Origin of the sequence: Schauerella aestuarii (assembly GCF_009866805.1) — a bacterium.
In the GTDB taxonomy this organism is placed as follows: domain Bacteria; phylum Pseudomonadota; class Gammaproteobacteria; order Burkholderiales; family Burkholderiaceae_B; genus Schauerella; species Schauerella aestuarii.
Window position 1 is genome coordinate 225033 of the sequence record NZ_SIZW01000043.1, and the last position, 15081, is coordinate 240113.

A 15081-nucleotide genomic window follows, 5' to 3' on the forward strand; every position below is an offset into this window, starting at 1 on the left:
CAGCATCAGCTCGCCAGCGCATCCAGCAGTGCGCGATGGAAGCGATCCGGCGCCTGGATCTGCGGCGAGTGGCCCAGATCCTCGAATTCGACCAATCGCGCATTGGGAATGCGATCCCGCGTGCGCTTGCCCAGTTCGGTGTAGCGGCCCAACGTGGGCTGCACATCCGGCGGCGCGGTGCCCTTGCCGACCGCGGTGTTGTCCTTCAGGCCGATGAACAGCGTGGTGGGTACCCGCAGGCGATCGAATTCATACACGACGGGTTGCGTGTAGACCATGTCGTAGGTCAACGCGGAATGCCAGGCCACACGATCGCCACCGTCGCCGTTGAACATGCCGGCCTGCATCGTCACCCACTTGTCGTAGGCGGGTTCCCAGTGCCCTGCGTAGTACGTGGCCTGCTGGTACTTCTTGATGCCGGCAAACGACGTCTTGCGTTCCGAGGCGTACCACTGATCGATGGTTTGATACGGCACGCCGAGCGCTTTCCAGTCTTCCAGACCGATCGGGTTGACCATTAACAGGCGATCGGTGCTCTCGGGATACAGCAGCGCATAGCGGGTCGCCAGCATGCCGCCCATGGAGTGACCCAACATGGAGGCATTCTTTACGCCCAGATGATCCAGCAAGCGGTGGGTGTTGTCGGCCAGTTGCTGAAAGGTGTATTGGTAGCCGTCGGGCTTGCTCGACTTGCAGAAGCCGATCTGATCCGGCGCCACCACGCGATAGCCCGCACTGCTCAACGCGGCGATCGTTTGTTCCCAGGTGCCGGCGCAAAAGTTCTTGCCGTGCAACAGGACGACGGTGCGGCCATTGGGCTGCGCAGGTGCCACGTCGATATAGGCCATCTTCATGGGTTTGCCTTGCGAGCGAAACACGAAATCCCGAACGGGATAGGCATAGTCGAAGCCCTGCAGTTCCGGGCCGTAGGTGGGGCCCGATCCTGCTGCAGGTGCCGACTGTGCTGCAGCAGGTGCGGCGGCGGCAAAGAGGCCCGCCATCACCAGTGCGGCGGTCGAGCCGGCAAGACGAAAAGAATGCGTCATCGATTAATTCCTTAAACGGTGCAGGGGTTCTGCGCGCCGCACGTCGCATGCCGGGCTATGATCCGGCAAACCGCTCACGCCATGGACGTTTTATGTTCGCTCCCCTTCGTCTTTCCCGCCGTGCCCTGCTCAATGCGGCGCTGATTTCCATGATGTCGCTGAATGGCATGACGATCGCACAGGCAGCCGAAAAGCCGCTGCGTATCGCCGTGATCCCAAGCGTGGCCAACGAAGCGACCGAGCAAGCCATTGCGCAGGCCCGGCGCGAGGGGTTGGAGGTGCAATTGGTCGAGTTCAGCGACTGGGTCATGCCCAACACAGCCGTGGCGGAAGGTTCGGTCGATGCCAACTTCTTCCAACATGCGCCGTTCTTGGAGCAGTTCAACGCCAGCCGCAAAACGAACCTGACGCCGATCGCCTACGGCTACTCGACCACGATCGGCCTCTTCTCCAAGAAGCTCAAGCGGGGCGACCCCATGCCGGACGGCGCCACGATCGGCATTCCGTCCGACCCCGTCAACACCGGTCGAGCATTGCTGCTCCTGCAGTCCATCAAGCTCATTACCTTGAAGGCCGGCGTCACGCATCAAGCCAGCATTGCGGATATCACCGAGAACCCGAAGCGCCTGAAGTTCATCCAGATCGAGGGGTCCCAGGCCGCCCGTTCGTTCGACGATGTGACGGCGTCGGTGACCTACACCACATTTGCCAAGCACGGCGGGCTGGACGAGAAAGATGGTCTGGCATTCGACAACCAGGACGCGGATAATGTGCGACGTTATGCGATTCGTTGGGTGGCGCTGCCTGCGCGTGCCAACGATCCGCGTTTGCAGCGCTTCATTGCGATCTATCAGCAGTCGCCCGAGGTCAAGGCCACGCTGCGGCGTCTGTATGGCGACCTCATCGCCTTTCCCTGGTAGGGCGATGCTATATTGTTTCAGTGGGTCGGAACGGATAGACGCGTCATCGTGGCCGCTACCGTTGTCTCTACTTTCCGGAGTATCTCGTGACTGACGCGATCGAACTCAAGAGCAGTGGCCTGAAGGTCACGTTCCCCCGCCTGAAGATCCTCGATATCTTTCGCAATAGCGGCCAACGTCATTTGAGCGCCGAGGATGTCTATCGGTTGCTGATGAACGAAGGCGTCGAAATGGGCCTGGCCACCGTCTACCGCGTGCTCACGCAGTTCGAGCATGCCGATCTGCTCAAGCGCAGCCAGCTGGGCGGCAACCGCGCGGTGTACGAACTCAATGACGGCGAGCGTCATCACGGTCACCTGGTGTGCTCGCAAACGGGCGAGGTCAAGGAATTCTTCGATCCGCAGATCGAGAAACGCCTGCAGAAGATCGCGCTGGATATGGGCTACAACCTGTCGGATTATTCGATCACCTTGTACGGCGATCCCAAGTAACTTGCGATACTGGCTGTCGCCTCTCGGGCGATCGCCTGCCCTGGTCTCATGGCGTTGCCGGCCCGGAATTAAGCCTATACGCCTTGTTGACCGGCGCTCGATAGATCGCCACGCTTGAATGCCAGACCAGTCCGGTACTATCGGACTGGTCTTTTGTTTTTGGAAAACGCATCGTGGTGTGGCTCAAGGCATTACATATTGCGGCTTTGGTGATCTGGTGCGGCGGGTTGTTCTATCTGCCGGCCGTGTTCGCGGAGATCGCGCGCGCACCGGATCGGAGCGCGTTGCATCGTTCCCATGTGATGGCGCGTGTGGTGTATGTGGTGCTGATTTCACCGGCGGCCATTATTGCGATCGTGAGCGGTACGTTTCTTGCCGTCGTCGCGGGCGCCGGGGGCTTGTGGTTCGTGACCAAACTCACGGTCGTGGCCCTGATGGTGTTCTATCACCTGCAATGCGGCCGGATGGTGACGGCCATCGATGTACGGCCTCATTCTTTCAAACCTGCACGCTCGTTGGCCATGATGCTGGCGCCGACCGTGCTCGTGCCGCTTACGCTTTGGCTCGTGATGGCCAAGCCGTTTTAATTCTCATCCGATTCCTCGACCCCGACTTGATGCTCGAACACCAATTTTCCGCCCAGCCAGCCCGCCGTCCCCACCAGCGCAGCCCCCAGGCCGGAAAGGTAGATGCCTTCGTACAGGATCGATTCGACTGGGTCGCGCAGCCGAAAGAGCCAATTGATGCCGCCGACCGCCAACAGCATGACTGCCGCCACGAAGTGCGTCCAACTGGCCGCGCGATGACGGATGTCGGCCACCCACAGCAATTCGATGGTGCCGGCCAACCCGGCCAAGGTGCCCATGATGGTGGCCGAACCCAGGAGCCACATCGACGCGCGTGCCCAGAACAGATCGCCCGAAAACCAGAATGCGCCGTCGCTCGCCAACGCGCCAAGATAGAACGCGATCGGAAAGGTCACCAACATCGGATGCAGGGGGTGGCGCGCGATGGCCACGTGCGTGTCGGTACCCTTTGGCAAAGGACGATGAAAGGGCTTCATGACGACAATACTCGAGAAGGGAAGGGTCGGATCCAGGCGGGGCGCGCCTCGCTGGGCAACTGGTTCGCACAGTACCACAGGGCATTGCTGCTGCTGATGGTGCTGGCATGCGCCGGTTGCAGCGATGGTGCGCTCTCCACACTGCAACCGGCGGGGCCGGCAAGCGCCTCGGTCGCGCGGGTCTGGTGGTGGATGCTGGGCGTGGGCACGGCAGTGCTGATCTTCGTCGTTGGCTGTGCGGCTTGGGCGATGCGCAGTCGATCGCGCCGATTGTCCACGCGGGGCGCAGGGCGGCTGATCGTGGGCGGTGGCGTGGTGCTGCCCACCGTGGCGATGACGGCGTTGCTGATCTGGGGCTTGCCCGCAGGCGACGCGTTGCGTAACCCCTCGGCGGGCGGCACGCCTTTCGACGTGCAGGTGCGCGGCCATCAGTGGTGGTGGGAGGTCAGTTATCCGGGAGAGGCGCAAGCGCCGGCGCGCGATGCCAACGACATTCATATTCCGGCGGGCCAACCGGTGCGCTTCACGATCGAGAGTGCCGACGTGATTCACAGCTTCTGGGTGCCGCGCCTGGGCGGCAAGATCGATGCGATTCCGGGCCGCGCCAACGTGTTGTGGTTGCAGGCCGACGAGCCGGGTGAGTACGCCGGGACCTGCGCCGAATTCTGCGGCCTGGAACATGCCGCCATGCGCGTGCGTGTGATCGCCCATGCGCCCGATGCGTTGCCGGCCGCATTGCGCGCGGCGGCTGAGACGGCACCGCGCCGTGTGGCCGCCGAGGCCACGCCGCGCACGGCGCAGGAGCGCAATGCCGCTGCCGTGGCGTTGCCCCCGCTGGAGCGCGGCGCACAGCCTGCCGATACGCCGAATGCGCAGCATCCCTCCGAAGGCACACAGGCCCCCGAGGGCGCGGCCGTTTCGCCCTCCGCGCCGCAAGCGGTCCCCGCACAATCTGGAGCCTCGCAATGAGTTCGCCCCTGTCAACCGCCGACGCCCAACGCAACGCCTCACCGATCGCGCGTCACCGTGCACTGGAAGCGCTCTGGCGCGACCCGACCGGTTGGGGCAGTGTTGCAGCCGTCAATCACTCGACCATCGGCCGTCGCTTCATCCTGACGGCGTTGATCTTTTTCCTGGTGGGGGGCGTGCTCGCGATGTTGATCCGCGCGCAGCTCGCAACCTCCGGCGCCGGGTTCCTCGATAGCGAAACCTACAACCAGATCTTCACCATGCACGGAACATTGATGATGTTCCTCTTTGCGATTCCCATGCTCGAGGGATTCGCGATGTACCTGCTGCCTAAAATGCTGGGCGCCCGCGATCTGGCCTATCCGCGATTGGGCGCATACGCCTATTGGTGTTATCTCTGTGGCGGGCTGATCCTGCTGGGCGGCATGGCGCTGGGTCTGGCGCCGTCGTCGGGGTGGTTCATGTATACGCCGCTGTCGGGCGCGCAATACAGCCCCGGCATCAACGCCGATATCTGGCTGATTGGCATCACATTCGCCGAGATCTCGGCCATCTGTGCCGGCGTCGAATTGATCACCTCCATCCTCACCTTGCGCGCACCCGGCATGCGGCTCGATCGCATGCCGCTTTTCGCCTGGTATGTGCTGGTCACCGCCGGCATGATTCTGATCGGCTTCCCGCCCCTCATTCTCGGCAGCATTCTGCTCGAGCTCGAGCGCGCCTTCGGCTTGCCATTCTTTGAGGTTGCGCGGGGCGGCGATCCTTTGTTGTGGCAGCACCTCTTCTGGATGTTCGGGCATCCCGAGGTGTACATCATCTTCCTGCCCGCAGCGGGCATGGTCTCCACGATGATTCCCACTTTCGCACGCCATCCGATGGTGGGCTATCGCTGGATCGTGGCCAGCATCGTGTTGCTGGCCGTGGCGAGTTTCGGGCTGTGGGTGCACCACATGTTTACCGTCGGCATCCCGCATCTGGCGCAATCGTTTTTCTCGATCGCCAGCATGCTCGTGGCGATTCCCACCGGTGTCCAATTTTTCGCGTGGATCGCCACGCTGTGGATGGGCAAGCCGGTGTGGCGTTTGCCGATGCTGTATCTGGCGGGGTTCCTGTTCGTGTTCGTGGCCGGCGGCCTGACCGGCGTCATGCTGGCGCTGGTGCCCTTCAACTGGCAGGTGCACGACACGCATTTCGTCGTGGCCCACATGCACTATGTGCTCACGGGAGGGCTGCTGTTTCCGCTGTTTGCGGCGGTGTACTACTGGATGCCGCACATGACCGGCCGGATGCCCTCGGAACGCCTGGGCACCTGGTCATTCTGGTTGATCTTCGGCGGCTTCAACGTGGCGTTCCTGCCCATGCATCTGACCGGGCTGCTGGGCATGCCGCGGCGGGTGTTTGCATACCCCGAGGGGTTGGGCTGGGACACGATCAATATGGTGTCGTCGATCGGCAGCTTCGTGATGGCGATGGGCGTGGCGCTCTTCATCCTCGATGTATTCGTGCATGCCCGCATCGGGCGTCTGTCATCCCGCAATCCTTGGGGCGCGAGTACCCTGGAATGGGCGATGCCGAATCCGGCGCCCAGCTACAACTTTGCCGCGCTGCCGGCGGTCGACGATCGCGATCCGCTGTGGCGCACGCCGGGATTGGGCGGCGATCTGGCGGGCGGCCGCGGTGCCTTGGCCAACTGGACGCCAGGCGTGCGGGAAACGTTGGCGGTGGATATCGTCGACGGCGAGCCCACGCACGTCGTGCGGCTACCCGGCCCGAGTTTCATGCCCTTCGCGGCCGCCATGGCCACGGCGGCATTTTTCCTGTGCGTGCTCTTCAAGGTGTATGCGGGCGCGATCGTGGGCGCCGTCGTCGCGCTGGCGCTCTTCATCGTGTGGGCGTGGCGCACCGGCGCCGATGACCGTACGCGCATCACCCCCGAACAATCCGACACCTTGCTGCCGCACACGCATGTGTCCGGCACGCCAGGCGTGTGGGGCGTGGGGCTGGCCCTCACCGCAAACGGCACGCTCTTCGCCGCGTTGTTGTTCGGGTATGTTTTCCTTTGGTTGATCGCGCCGAACTGGCCGCCCGCAACATTCATCGACGTGTCGCCCGTATGGTTTGCGGGCGCAGCGGTGGCGGCGGTTCTCGCGTGGTTCGGCGCGGGCCGCGCACTGCGCGCCGAGCGCCGCGGCCGCATCGCCACACGCGAGCAAGGCGTACTGGTGTGTGGCGTTGGCGGGCTGGTGTTGGCAGGCTGCATGGCCGCCATTCTGGCCGGTGCGCCGCCCGCGCGCGAGCACGCGTATGCGGCCACGACGAGCGTGCTGCTCGGCTACATCATCCTGCATGCTGCGGTCGGCCTCGTGTTCAGCGCGGTGAGCTGGCGGCGCGGACGATCGACGCAGCACGTGGTGCTCACCGGCACCGATCTGCGGCTGGCGCTGATCTGGTGGCGCTATGTGGCCGTTACGGCATTGATCGTGGTGGCTGTGGTGGCGGGCTTGCCGCATGTGGAGCCGCTACGATGACCGATCGTCACCACACCGCATCGTCGCGCCGGAACGATAGTCGCCGCTTTCGATTCGGCGGCGGGCTGAGACCGGTTGCCGGCCTGGCGCTTTGGGTGAGCGCATTCGTTTTCTTGTATGGCGGCTTATCGGTAGGCTGTCGAGCGGCGCTGTCGCCCGCGCCATGGATGAGCACCGATGGCGTCACGCTGTGGCTTACGGGACTGTGGCTCGTGCATGTGATCGGTGCCGCGGCCTTGCTCTACGGCAGTTGGCGCGATCGCGATGCGCCGCCGCGAAATGAGGGCGGCGCGGCCGGTTTTCTCGAACGGCTCACGCTTACGCTGGATGGGATTGCGATCGCGGCGATCGTCGCGATCGGCGTGCCGATCTTGCTGTTGCCGCCTTGCAGCTGAGGGTGCCAAAGGGCAACGTGGCACCGTGGCGGACGCGATCTGAAGGGTGCTGCGCATCCACGCCACACACCTTCAGCGAGGTCCTTTAACGCACGTAGTAGATGCGCATCGCTTGCTGGCGCTGCGCGCCATCCAGTACGCGGATGGTGACCTGACGTGACGTGAAGTTGGCGGGCACGGCCATCTGGCCGGACACCTGCTCATACTTGTCGAGTTTGACCTTGATCGGCTCGGAGGTGAGCGTGTTCGTGCGGCCATTGCTGTAGCGGCCCTGCACGGCCAACTCGATCGTGCCTTCGAACGGCGCGCCCTTGGGATCGTCGCGCATGATCAGGATCTTGTAGTTCACCTGCCCAGGTTCGCGTGCCAGGTCGGCTGCGCGCACACCAATGGGGCCGCCACGGGGATCGGGCGGAACCGAATCCATGAACAATTTCACGTCGGCTTGCAGCGATTCGATCGTCTTGCGCGCCGTCGCCAGATCCGTGGTGGTCTGCTGGCCGCCCGTGCGTGCTGCGTCGCGTTGCTGCGTGGCTTCCGTCAACTGGCTCTGCAAACGCTGGCGATCGACATTGGCCGCGCTCAGGTCGCTGTGCAAGGTTTCTGATTGCTCGACGGTCAAGCGTTGGGGACCGTAATTGGCCTGCAAGAACAAGACGCCGCCCGCACCGATGGCAATACCCACCAATAGCAGGACGAGCCATCTCGGCATGCGACGCGACCGCTTACCGGGTTGGTAAACGGAAGGCTTGAAACTTGCGCGCTGCGAGCGACCGAACATCCCCATCTGACTCTTGATCCTTATCCTGCGAATTGTCCCGCGGCGCTCGACATGGGCGACTCCGGACAATCAAAATGCAAGAGCATACCCGTTTAGTCACATAAAGACGCGCTTCCGAAAAGGCTCGTTTCGTTCATTGATATTGTGAAATACCGTCGGCAGACAAGATGGTATCCAGTTCACGCAGGCGTTCGGGGGTGCCCACATCGGTCCAGGCACCGCGATGATGTTGGCCCAGCGCGGCGCCCGTGGCGATCGCATCGCGCAGCAAAGGCGCGAGCGGCATGGGTGCTGCCGGCGCGACCCTGGCAAAGAGCGCGGGCTCGTAGATGCCGATGCCGGCAAACGTCAGGCAGGGAAGCGAAGGCGCTGAGGAGACCCAGCCCGAGGCCTCGAGTGCGAAATCGCCGCGCGGGTGATGCGCGGGATTGTCCACGAGCAACAACCACGCACGCGCTTGCGACGCTTGGAGTTGACGCACGTGTGCGGCGGCCTGACCCGGATCCCAATCGCAAAAGATGTCGCCGTTGATGACCAGAAAAGGCTGCTCGCCCAGAAGCGGCAGCGCCTGGGCGATGCCGCCGGCCGTTTCGAGGGCGGTGATCTCAGGCGAATAGCGGATCCGCGCGCTCCAGGAGCTGCCATCGCCCAAGCCGGCCTCGATGCGCTCCCCGAGCCAGGCGTGATTGATGACGATATCGGTGATGCCGGCCGCGACCAGACGCTCGATGTGCCACACGATCAAGGGCTTGCCGCCCACGGCGAGCATGGGTTTCGGCAACCGGTCGGTGAGGGGGCGCATCCGCTCCCCGCGCCCCGCTGCGAGAATCATGGCGCGCATCAGAACGTGAATCCGCTCGTGATCTGGCGATTGTCGACCACGTCGAGAATGCGCCGCAACGGGCCGAAGGCGTTGTAACGCTCGGCCACCTGGCGGACGTAGGCGTTCACGCGCGGCATATGCGCCAGATAGTTCGACTTGCCATCGCGGTGATTCAAGCGTGCGAACACCCCCAGAATGCGCAGGTTGCGCTGCAGACTCATCCATTCGTAGGCGCGATGGAACTCGCTGAAATCGGCATCGACCGGCAGGCCGGCGGCGCGGGCGGCCTCCCAGTAGCGGATTGCCCAATCGAGTTGCTGGGGTTCTTCCCACGTGGTGCGCGCGTCCATCACGAGCGACGCAATGTCGTACGTGATCGGGCCGGCAAGCGCATCCTGAAAGTCGATGACGCCCGGGGGGCCATCGGCAGCGTCGCCTTCGGGCACCATCAGGTTGGGCGAATGAAAATCGCGATGCACCAGCACCACATGCTCGCGCTGGCTGCTGCGGGCGAGTAGATCGAAGGTATCGGCCAGTGCATTGTGCTGCGCATCGGTGAGCGTGACGGCTTGATGACGCCCCACGTACCACTCCGGAAACAACGCGAGTTCGGCCTTGAGCCGATCGCCGTCGAGGGTGTGCAACTGGGTGGGCGCGGCCGATTGCATGCGGACCAGTTCGGTCAAGGCACGGCGATAAAGGCTCTGCAGTTCGCGATCGTCGATCCCGCGCTGGATGCGCTGATAAAAGGTTTCCTGGCCCAGGTCGGTCAGCAGCATGAAACCCTGGCCCAGATCCTTGGCAAGAATCCGGGGCACGTTGACGCCACCTGCGGCCAGCAGGCCAGCCACATGGACGAAGGGTGCGCTGTCTTCATGGTCGACCGGCGCGTCCATGACGATCAGCGTGCCGGCGGCGGCGTCCAGCCGAAAGTAACGGCGGAAACTGGCGTCGCTGGACGCGGGCCGCAGCGTCTCCAGCGCGAGATTCAGCTCGAGGGGGAGGGAGGCGAGCCAGGCGCGCAGGGCGTCCAGGCGGGGGTCGGCAGCAGAGGTCAAGGTGGGTCCGAAACGTAACGGTTGAGCGAAAAAGAAGAAAAAAGCGGGCGCCGATGCAATGAAATGGGGCATGCGGCGCAGCTTCTCTATAATACCGGGTCACTTGGGCTGGCACGGCTGCGTTTCGCGACGATTGCCCTTGCCTTATCTTTATCTTTCAAGGGTCTGGTTTTAGCGTGCGCAAGGTCCAATGGTTTGTCCTCTCCGCTGTATGCGTGGCTGGCGCGTCGCAGGCGCAAAGCCTGCGCGTGGCGCCCAGCTTGAGCGATTCGCGTGAAGAGCGCGCCGAGCAGGCGGCGCAGGCCGAGTCGCGCGAATTGCGCGTTTCGCCGCGTCTGCGCATGCATAAGCTTACCGACGACGAGATCTCGTCGTACCTCGAAGCCGATCAAATGGACGGCAGCCCCGATTCCAGAATCGTGTTGACGGGCAACGCACAGGTGCGTCGGATCGATACGGTGCTGAAGGGCGATCGCATCGATTACAACCGCAACACGGGCGACATCAATACGCAGGGCAGCGCCCGGCTGCTGCGCGACGGCACGCTGGTGACCGCGCCCGGCTTGATCTACAACGTCGATAACGAAACCGGGCAAATCGAGAACCCCAATTTCTGGATGGGCGCCTCGGGCGGATTTGCGCGTGCCGAGCATGCCGACATTTTCAGCCGTTCGACGATGCGCTTGTCGGGCGTGACTTACAGCGGTTGCGATTGCGAAGTGCCGTCGTGGTACATCAAGTCGCGCACGCTGGATCTGAACTTTGACGAAAACGAAGGGATTGCACGCAACGGCGTGCTGTATTTCAAGGATGTGCCACTGCTGGCATCGCCTTACCTGACCTTCCCGATCAAGAAAGAGCGCAAGTCGGGTCTGTTGCTGCCCACCTATGGTTTGTCGAGCAACAGCGGTTTCGAATATGCGCAACCGTACTACCTCAATCTGGCGCCCAATTACGACGCCACGATCACGCCCCGTATCCTCAGCAAGCGCGGCGTGCAGCTGGGTGCCGAGTTCCGCTATTTGCAGCCCACCTATAACGGCGTGATGTCGGGCACGTACCTGCAAAGCGATCGCGAAACAGGCGAGGCGCGGTGGTTGTTTTCGAGCCGTCACAACCAGGTTCTGGGCGGTGGCTTTACCGCCGATTGGGACATCAATCGCGTTTCCGACGACGATTACTTTCGCGACTTCTCAACCATCGGGTTGAATGAGGCTTCGCGTACTTATCTGCCGTCGACCGGTGGCGTGAACTGGGCCAGCCGCTACATCCAGACGCGCGTCTCGGCCTCGAAGTATCAGACGCTTCAGGATCTGGATGCACCGATCCTGCCGCAGTACGACAAATTGCCCGAGTTGTCGTTGCGCGCTTCGCGCTACAACTGGGGCGGCTTCGACACTGAAATGGACGTGTCGGCCATTCGCTTCAGCCGACCGAAGTTCCAGGGCCAGCGATTCGGTCAAAACGGCGATCGCCTCACGGCTTATCCGACGATCTCGTTCCCCGTGGTGCGCTCGTCCTGGTACGTGACGCCCAAGTTCGGTGTGCACGCAACGCAGTATCAGGGCACCGAGCGTTTCGGCGGCAACCCCAACGCATTGACGGATCCGTCGATGTATCGCCGCAGCGATTCGCGCACATTGCCGATCGGGTCGGTCGATGCCGGGATGACGTTCGAACGCGATGCATCGCTTTTCGGCAAGTCGGCTGTGCAAACGCTCGAACCGCGTCTGTATTACCTCTATGTGCCGTACCGCGATCAATCGCGCATGCCGGTCTATGACACGTCGCTGGCCGACTTCAGTTTCCTGCAGGCCTTCCAGGAAAACATCTATTCGGGTGGCTGGGATCGTATTTCCAACGCCAACCAATTGACGGCCGCCTTGACCACGCGCTGGCTCGATGCCGATACCGGCTTCGAACGGCTGTCGCTGTCGGCCGCGCAGCGCCTGTATTTCGCCGATCAGCGCGTGACGTTGCCGGGCGAGACGCCGCGCGAGAACGTGCGCTCCGACTATCTGGTCGGGGCCACGGCCGCGCTTACCGATACCTTGAGCACCGAGCTTGCGGCGCAGTACAACCCGTATGAAAGCCAAGTATCCCGCGTGCTGGCCAGCACCCGTTGGCGGCCGCAACGTCTGACTTCGGTTACGCTGTCGTATCGATATCAGCGCGATCCCACCACCAACATCGGTTTCCTGCCTACCGGTCAAAACCAGGTCAGCCTGGCATTCCAGTGGCCGTTCACCAACCGCATCTACGGCATTGGCCGGGTCGATTATTCGCTGGGTCGCAATCTGCCGGCGAACACGTTCGTGTCCGATCCCGACCAATACAATTCCCGCATCACCCAGGCCATTGCCGGTCTGGAGTACAAGGGCGATTGCTGCTGGACGGGCCGGGTCGTCTTCCAACGCTATGCCGTTGCGGCACAGCAAGAAAATACCGCGCTGTTCTTCCAGCTCGAGCTCAACGGCCTGGGCGCTCTGGGAACCGATCCGATGGGCTTGCTGTCCAGAAGCATATCGGGCTATCAGAGTGTGAACCCGTCCACGCCCGCCGGTACGTCATTTGAAAGGTATGAATAATGCGTAGTCCCCTTCCTCTGCATCGCCTGTCGCGTCACGTCTTGATCATGGCGCTATGCGCGGCGATGCCCGCCGTGCACGCGGCCGAACCGGTCAAGCGTACGCCGGCCCGTGCGGGTCAGCCCGCAACGCAGGCGCCTGCAGGCGATCAGTTTGTCGATGGCATTGCCGCCATCGTCAACAAGGACGTCATTACGCTGCGCGAAGTCAATGTGGCGACCGCCGAGGCACGCCGCGAACTGGCTTCGCAAAAGATTCAAGCGCCCAATGACCGCGATCTGCAGCGTCAGGTGTTGCAGCGTTTGATCATGGATCGCGTGCAGCAGCAGGAAGCCGCACGCATGAACATCAAGGTCACCGACGAACAGGTCGATCAGGCCATCAACGGCATTGCGCAGCGCAATCGCATCACGATCGCGACCATGCAGGCCGAGATCAAGAAATCGGGCACGACCTGGGAAGCCTACCGCGACGGGTTGCGCAAGGAGCTGCAACTCGATCGCATGCGTCAGCGCGCGGTCGATTCCACCATCGTGATCAGCGACGCGGAAGTCGATGCTTTCCTGAAGGAACAGCAGCGGCAGGGTGGCGGCGGCATGAGCGCGTTGGGTCAATCGGCCCCGGCTCCCGCTCAGCAGCAAGCCGCACCGGCTGCACCCGTGCAGTCGGGACCGGCCATGTTGGCGCTGGCCCAGATTCTGGTGCGCGTGCCGGAAGGCACCAGCGGCGATCAGCTCACGGCGCTGCGCAAGAAGGCCGAAGGCCTGCTGGCCCGCGTCAAGGCCGGCGACGATTTCGCCGCCGTGGCCGCCGCCTCTTCCGATGGCCCCGAAGCCTTGCAAGGTGGGGTGATGGGTGCCCGCGCCGCCGACGGTTGGCCGGATCTCTTCCTGCAGGCCGTCGCCAACGTGGCACCCGGTCAGACCAGCGGCATCATCCAGAGCGGCAACGGTTTCCACATTCTGAAAGTGCTCGATCGCCGCTCGCCAGGCGCGCAGCAGGCGCAACGTGGCGGCGCCGCGCCCGCTCAGCCGGCCCCGCAGCCCGAACAACAGGCCACGCGCGCGCCGCAGGGACCGATGCAGGTCACCCAGACGCATGCCCGTCACATCCTGATCAAGACCTCGACCGTGATGAGCGACACGCAGGCCCGTCAGCGTCTGGAGCAACTGCGCCAGCGCATCACGGCCGGCGGCGAGAATATGGCCGAATTGGCGCGTCAGTATTCCAATGACGGCACTGCCCCGCAAGGCGGCGATCTCGGTTGGCTCAATCCGGGCGAGACCGTGCCCGCGTTCGAGCAAGCGATGAACGCCTTGCAACCCGGCCAGATCAGTCAGCCGATTCAGTCGCCATTCGGGTGGCATTTGATCCAGGTGATCGAACGCCGCGAGCAGGATATTGCCGACGAATATCAACGGATGCAGGCGCGTCAGGTGCTCTTCGAGCGCCGTGCACAGCCCGCCATGGAAGATTGGTTGAGCCAGTTGCGCGACCGTGCGTTCATCGACAATCGCCTTGAGCGCCAAGACGCGATCAACGCCAATAACTCCTGATCGACGATTACCCGGTTTTATGGCTCAACATATCGCTCGTAAGCGCTTCGGCCAGCATTTTCTGGTCGACGAAAGCATCACCGACGGCATTGTCCGTGCCGTCGCGCCTGCGCGCGATGACCGTATCGTCGAGATCGGCCCGGGGTTGTCTGCACTGACACGTCCGCTTCTGCAGCGGGTCGATCATCTGCTCGCGGTCGAGATCGATCGCGATCTGGCCGCCAAGTTGCGCAATCAATATCCGCCCAACCGGCTCGAGGTGATCGAGGCCGACGCGTTGACCGTCGATTTCGGTCAGTTCGGCGATCGCCTGCGTGTGGTCGGCAATTTGCCATACAACATTTCCAGCCCCATCCTGTTTCACCTGATGACGGTGGCCGATCGCATCCGCGACCAGCATTTCATGCTGCAGCGTGAAGTGATCGACCGCATGGTGGCTGCCCCCGGCGAGTCGGACTATGGCCGCCTTTCGGTCATGCTGCAGTCGCGCTACCGGATGGAAAAATTGTTCGACGTGCCGCCCGAGGCCTTCGATCCGCCGCCGCGTGTGGTGTCGGCTGTGGTGCGCATGGTGCCGCTGCCTGAAGATCGCGTGAAAGCGAAGGATGCCGCGGCGCTTGAGCAAGTGGTCGCACGCGCGTTCTCGCAACGCCGCAAGATGTTGCGTCGCGCCTTGGGCGATTGGGTGCCGCATATTCCCTGGGAAGCCCTCGGCATTCCGCCTACCGCACGCGCCGAAGAAGTGGGCGTGGACAAATTCGTGGCCCTGGCCGATGTGTTGCTCGATCACGGTTTGGTGGGACGCGACCGACCGCATAGCGCGGAACTCGATCCCAGCGTTTGAGGTTGTCGCAGGGCAATCG

At 63.0% G+C, this 15081-nt stretch carries 14 protein-coding genes; 9 read left to right on the forward strand and 5 right to left on the reverse strand.

Going from position 1 to position 15081, the window contains the following annotated elements; translation table 11 throughout:
* Window positions 1-5: 5 nt before the first annotated feature.
* Window positions 6-1046, reverse strand: coding sequence for an alpha/beta fold hydrolase (locus tag EYW45_RS20480; RefSeq protein ID WP_202444835.1), 1041 nt, complete (start codon window positions 1044-1046; stop codon window positions 6-8).
* Window positions 1047-1195: 149 nt separating this feature from the next.
* Here EYW45_RS20480 and EYW45_RS20485 point away from each other — a divergent pair, with 149 nt between their 5' ends.
* From EYW45_RS20485 to EYW45_RS20495, 3 genes are all read left to right on the forward strand, one after another.
* Window positions 1196-1966: a MetQ/NlpA family ABC transporter substrate-binding protein gene (locus EYW45_RS20485; protein ID WP_161137994.1), complete on the forward strand. Its 771-nt coding sequence runs from the start codon at window positions 1196-1198 to the stop codon at window positions 1964-1966.
* Window positions 1967-2052: 86 nt separating this feature from the next.
* Window positions 2053-2457 (forward strand): transcriptional repressor, encoded by a 405-nt coding sequence (locus EYW45_RS20490; protein ID WP_161137320.1) that lies wholly within the window; start codon window positions 2053-2055, stop codon window positions 2455-2457.
* A 173-nt stretch (window positions 2458-2630) separates the two neighbouring features.
* Window positions 2631-3044 carry a CopD family protein gene (locus EYW45_RS20495; protein ID WP_161137321.1) on the forward strand — a complete coding sequence of 138 codons (414 nt, stop codon included), beginning with the start codon at window positions 2631-2633 and terminating at the stop codon, window positions 3042-3044.
* Here the strand turns inward: EYW45_RS20495 and EYW45_RS20500 are convergent.
* Window positions 3041-3520 carry a DUF2231 domain-containing protein gene (locus EYW45_RS20500; protein WP_161137322.1) on the reverse strand — a complete coding sequence of 160 codons (480 nt, stop codon included), beginning with the start codon at window positions 3518-3520 and terminating at the stop codon, window positions 3041-3043. The genes EYW45_RS20495 and EYW45_RS20500 overlap by 4 nt on opposite strands.
* Between EYW45_RS20500 and coxB the strand changes: the two genes are divergently transcribed.
* The 3 genes from coxB to EYW45_RS20515 are packed head-to-tail and all read left to right on the forward strand — an operon-like array spanning window position 3506 to window position 7412.
* A complete protein-coding gene (gene coxB, locus EYW45_RS20505) occupies window positions 3506-4489 on the forward strand; it encodes a cytochrome c oxidase subunit II (RefSeq protein WP_202444836.1) in 984 nt (327 codons plus the stop codon). The two genes, EYW45_RS20500 and coxB, sit on opposite strands and share 15 nt — an antisense overlap.
* Window positions 4486-7017 (forward strand): cytochrome c oxidase subunit I, encoded by a 2532-nt coding sequence (gene ctaD, locus EYW45_RS20510; RefSeq protein WP_161137323.1) that lies wholly within the window; start codon window positions 4486-4488, stop codon window positions 7015-7017. Before coxB ends, ctaD begins: the two co-directional genes overlap by 4 nt.
* Window positions 7014-7412 carry a hypothetical protein gene (locus tag EYW45_RS20515; protein WP_161137324.1) on the forward strand — a complete coding sequence of 133 codons (399 nt, stop codon included), beginning with the start codon at window positions 7014-7016 and terminating at the stop codon, window positions 7410-7412. Before ctaD ends, EYW45_RS20515 begins: the two co-directional genes overlap by 4 nt.
* Window positions 7413-7497: 85 nt before the next feature.
* Here the strand turns inward: EYW45_RS20515 and EYW45_RS20520 are convergent, their stop codons facing one another.
* From EYW45_RS20520 to EYW45_RS20530, 3 genes are all read right to left on the reverse strand, one after another.
* Window positions 7498-8193 (reverse strand): DUF6776 family protein, encoded by a 696-nt coding sequence (locus EYW45_RS20520; RefSeq protein ID WP_202444837.1) that lies wholly within the window; start codon window positions 8191-8193, stop codon window positions 7498-7500.
* 133 nt (window positions 8194-8326) lie between these two features.
* Window positions 8327-9034 (reverse strand): N-acetylmuramate alpha-1-phosphate uridylyltransferase MurU, encoded by a 708-nt coding sequence (gene murU / locus EYW45_RS20525; RefSeq protein WP_161137326.1) that lies wholly within the window; start codon window positions 9032-9034, stop codon window positions 8327-8329.
* On the reverse strand, window positions 9034-10074 hold the full coding sequence (locus tag EYW45_RS20530; RefSeq protein ID WP_235939213.1) for an aminoglycoside phosphotransferase family protein: 1041 nt from the start codon (window positions 10072-10074) through the stop codon (window positions 9034-9036). Before EYW45_RS20530 ends, murU begins: the two co-directional genes overlap by 1 nt.
* A 176-nt stretch (window positions 10075-10250) precedes the next feature.
* On the opposite strand from EYW45_RS20530, the gene EYW45_RS20535 reads away from it, so the two are divergent.
* The 3 genes from EYW45_RS20535 to rsmA are packed head-to-tail and all read left to right on the forward strand — an operon-like array spanning window position 10251 to window position 15062.
* Window positions 10251-12662 (forward strand): LPS-assembly protein LptD, encoded by a 2412-nt coding sequence (locus EYW45_RS20535; RefSeq protein WP_161137328.1) that lies wholly within the window; start codon window positions 10251-10253, stop codon window positions 12660-12662.
* The gene (locus tag EYW45_RS20540) at window positions 12659-14218 is read left to right on the forward strand and encodes a peptidylprolyl isomerase (protein WP_161137996.1); all 1560 of its coding nucleotides are present in this window, start codon (window positions 12659-12661) and stop codon (window positions 14216-14218) included. Before EYW45_RS20535 ends, EYW45_RS20540 begins: the two co-directional genes overlap by 4 nt.
* A gap of 19 nt (window positions 14219-14237) precedes the next feature.
* The gene (gene rsmA / locus EYW45_RS20545; RefSeq protein WP_161137329.1) at window positions 14238-15062 is read left to right on the forward strand and encodes a 16S rRNA (adenine(1518)-N(6)/adenine(1519)-N(6))-dimethyltransferase RsmA; all 825 of its coding nucleotides are present in this window, start codon (window positions 14238-14240) and stop codon (window positions 15060-15062) included.
* Window positions 15063-15081 lie beyond the last annotated feature (19 nt).

What these genes read in the sequence shown, in the direction of transcription:
- EYW45_RS20485 (WP_161137994.1), top strand. Translation starts at nt 1,196, where the DNA reads ATGATGTCGCTGAATGGCATGACGATCGCACAGGCAGCCGAAAAGCCG.
- EYW45_RS20480 (WP_202444835.1), bottom strand. Translation starts at nt 1,046, where the DNA reads ATGACGCATTCTTTTCGTCTTGCCGGCTCGACCGCCGCACTGGTGATG.
- rsmA (WP_161137329.1), top strand. Translation starts at nt 14,238, where the DNA reads ATGGCTCAACATATCGCTCGTAAGCGCTTCGGCCAGCATTTTCTGGTC.
- EYW45_RS20500 (WP_161137322.1), bottom strand. Translation starts at nt 3,520, where the DNA reads ATGAAGCCCTTTCATCGTCCTTTGCCAAAGGGTACCGACACGCACGTG.
- EYW45_RS20520 (WP_202444837.1), bottom strand. Translation starts at nt 8,193, where the DNA reads ATGTTCGGTCGCTCGCAGCGCGCAAGTTTCAAGCCTTCCGTTTACCAA.
- coxB (WP_202444836.1), top strand. Translation starts at nt 3,506, where the DNA reads ATGAAAGGGCTTCATGACGACAATACTCGAGAAGGGAAGGGTCGGATC.
- ctaD (WP_161137323.1), top strand. Translation starts at nt 4,486, where the DNA reads ATGAGTTCGCCCCTGTCAACCGCCGACGCCCAACGCAACGCCTCACCG.
- murU (WP_161137326.1), bottom strand. Translation starts at nt 9,034, where the DNA reads ATGCGCGCCATGATTCTCGCAGCGGGGCGCGGGGAGCGGATGCGCCCC.
- EYW45_RS20515 (WP_161137324.1), top strand. Translation starts at nt 7,014, where the DNA reads ATGACCGATCGTCACCACACCGCATCGTCGCGCCGGAACGATAGTCGC.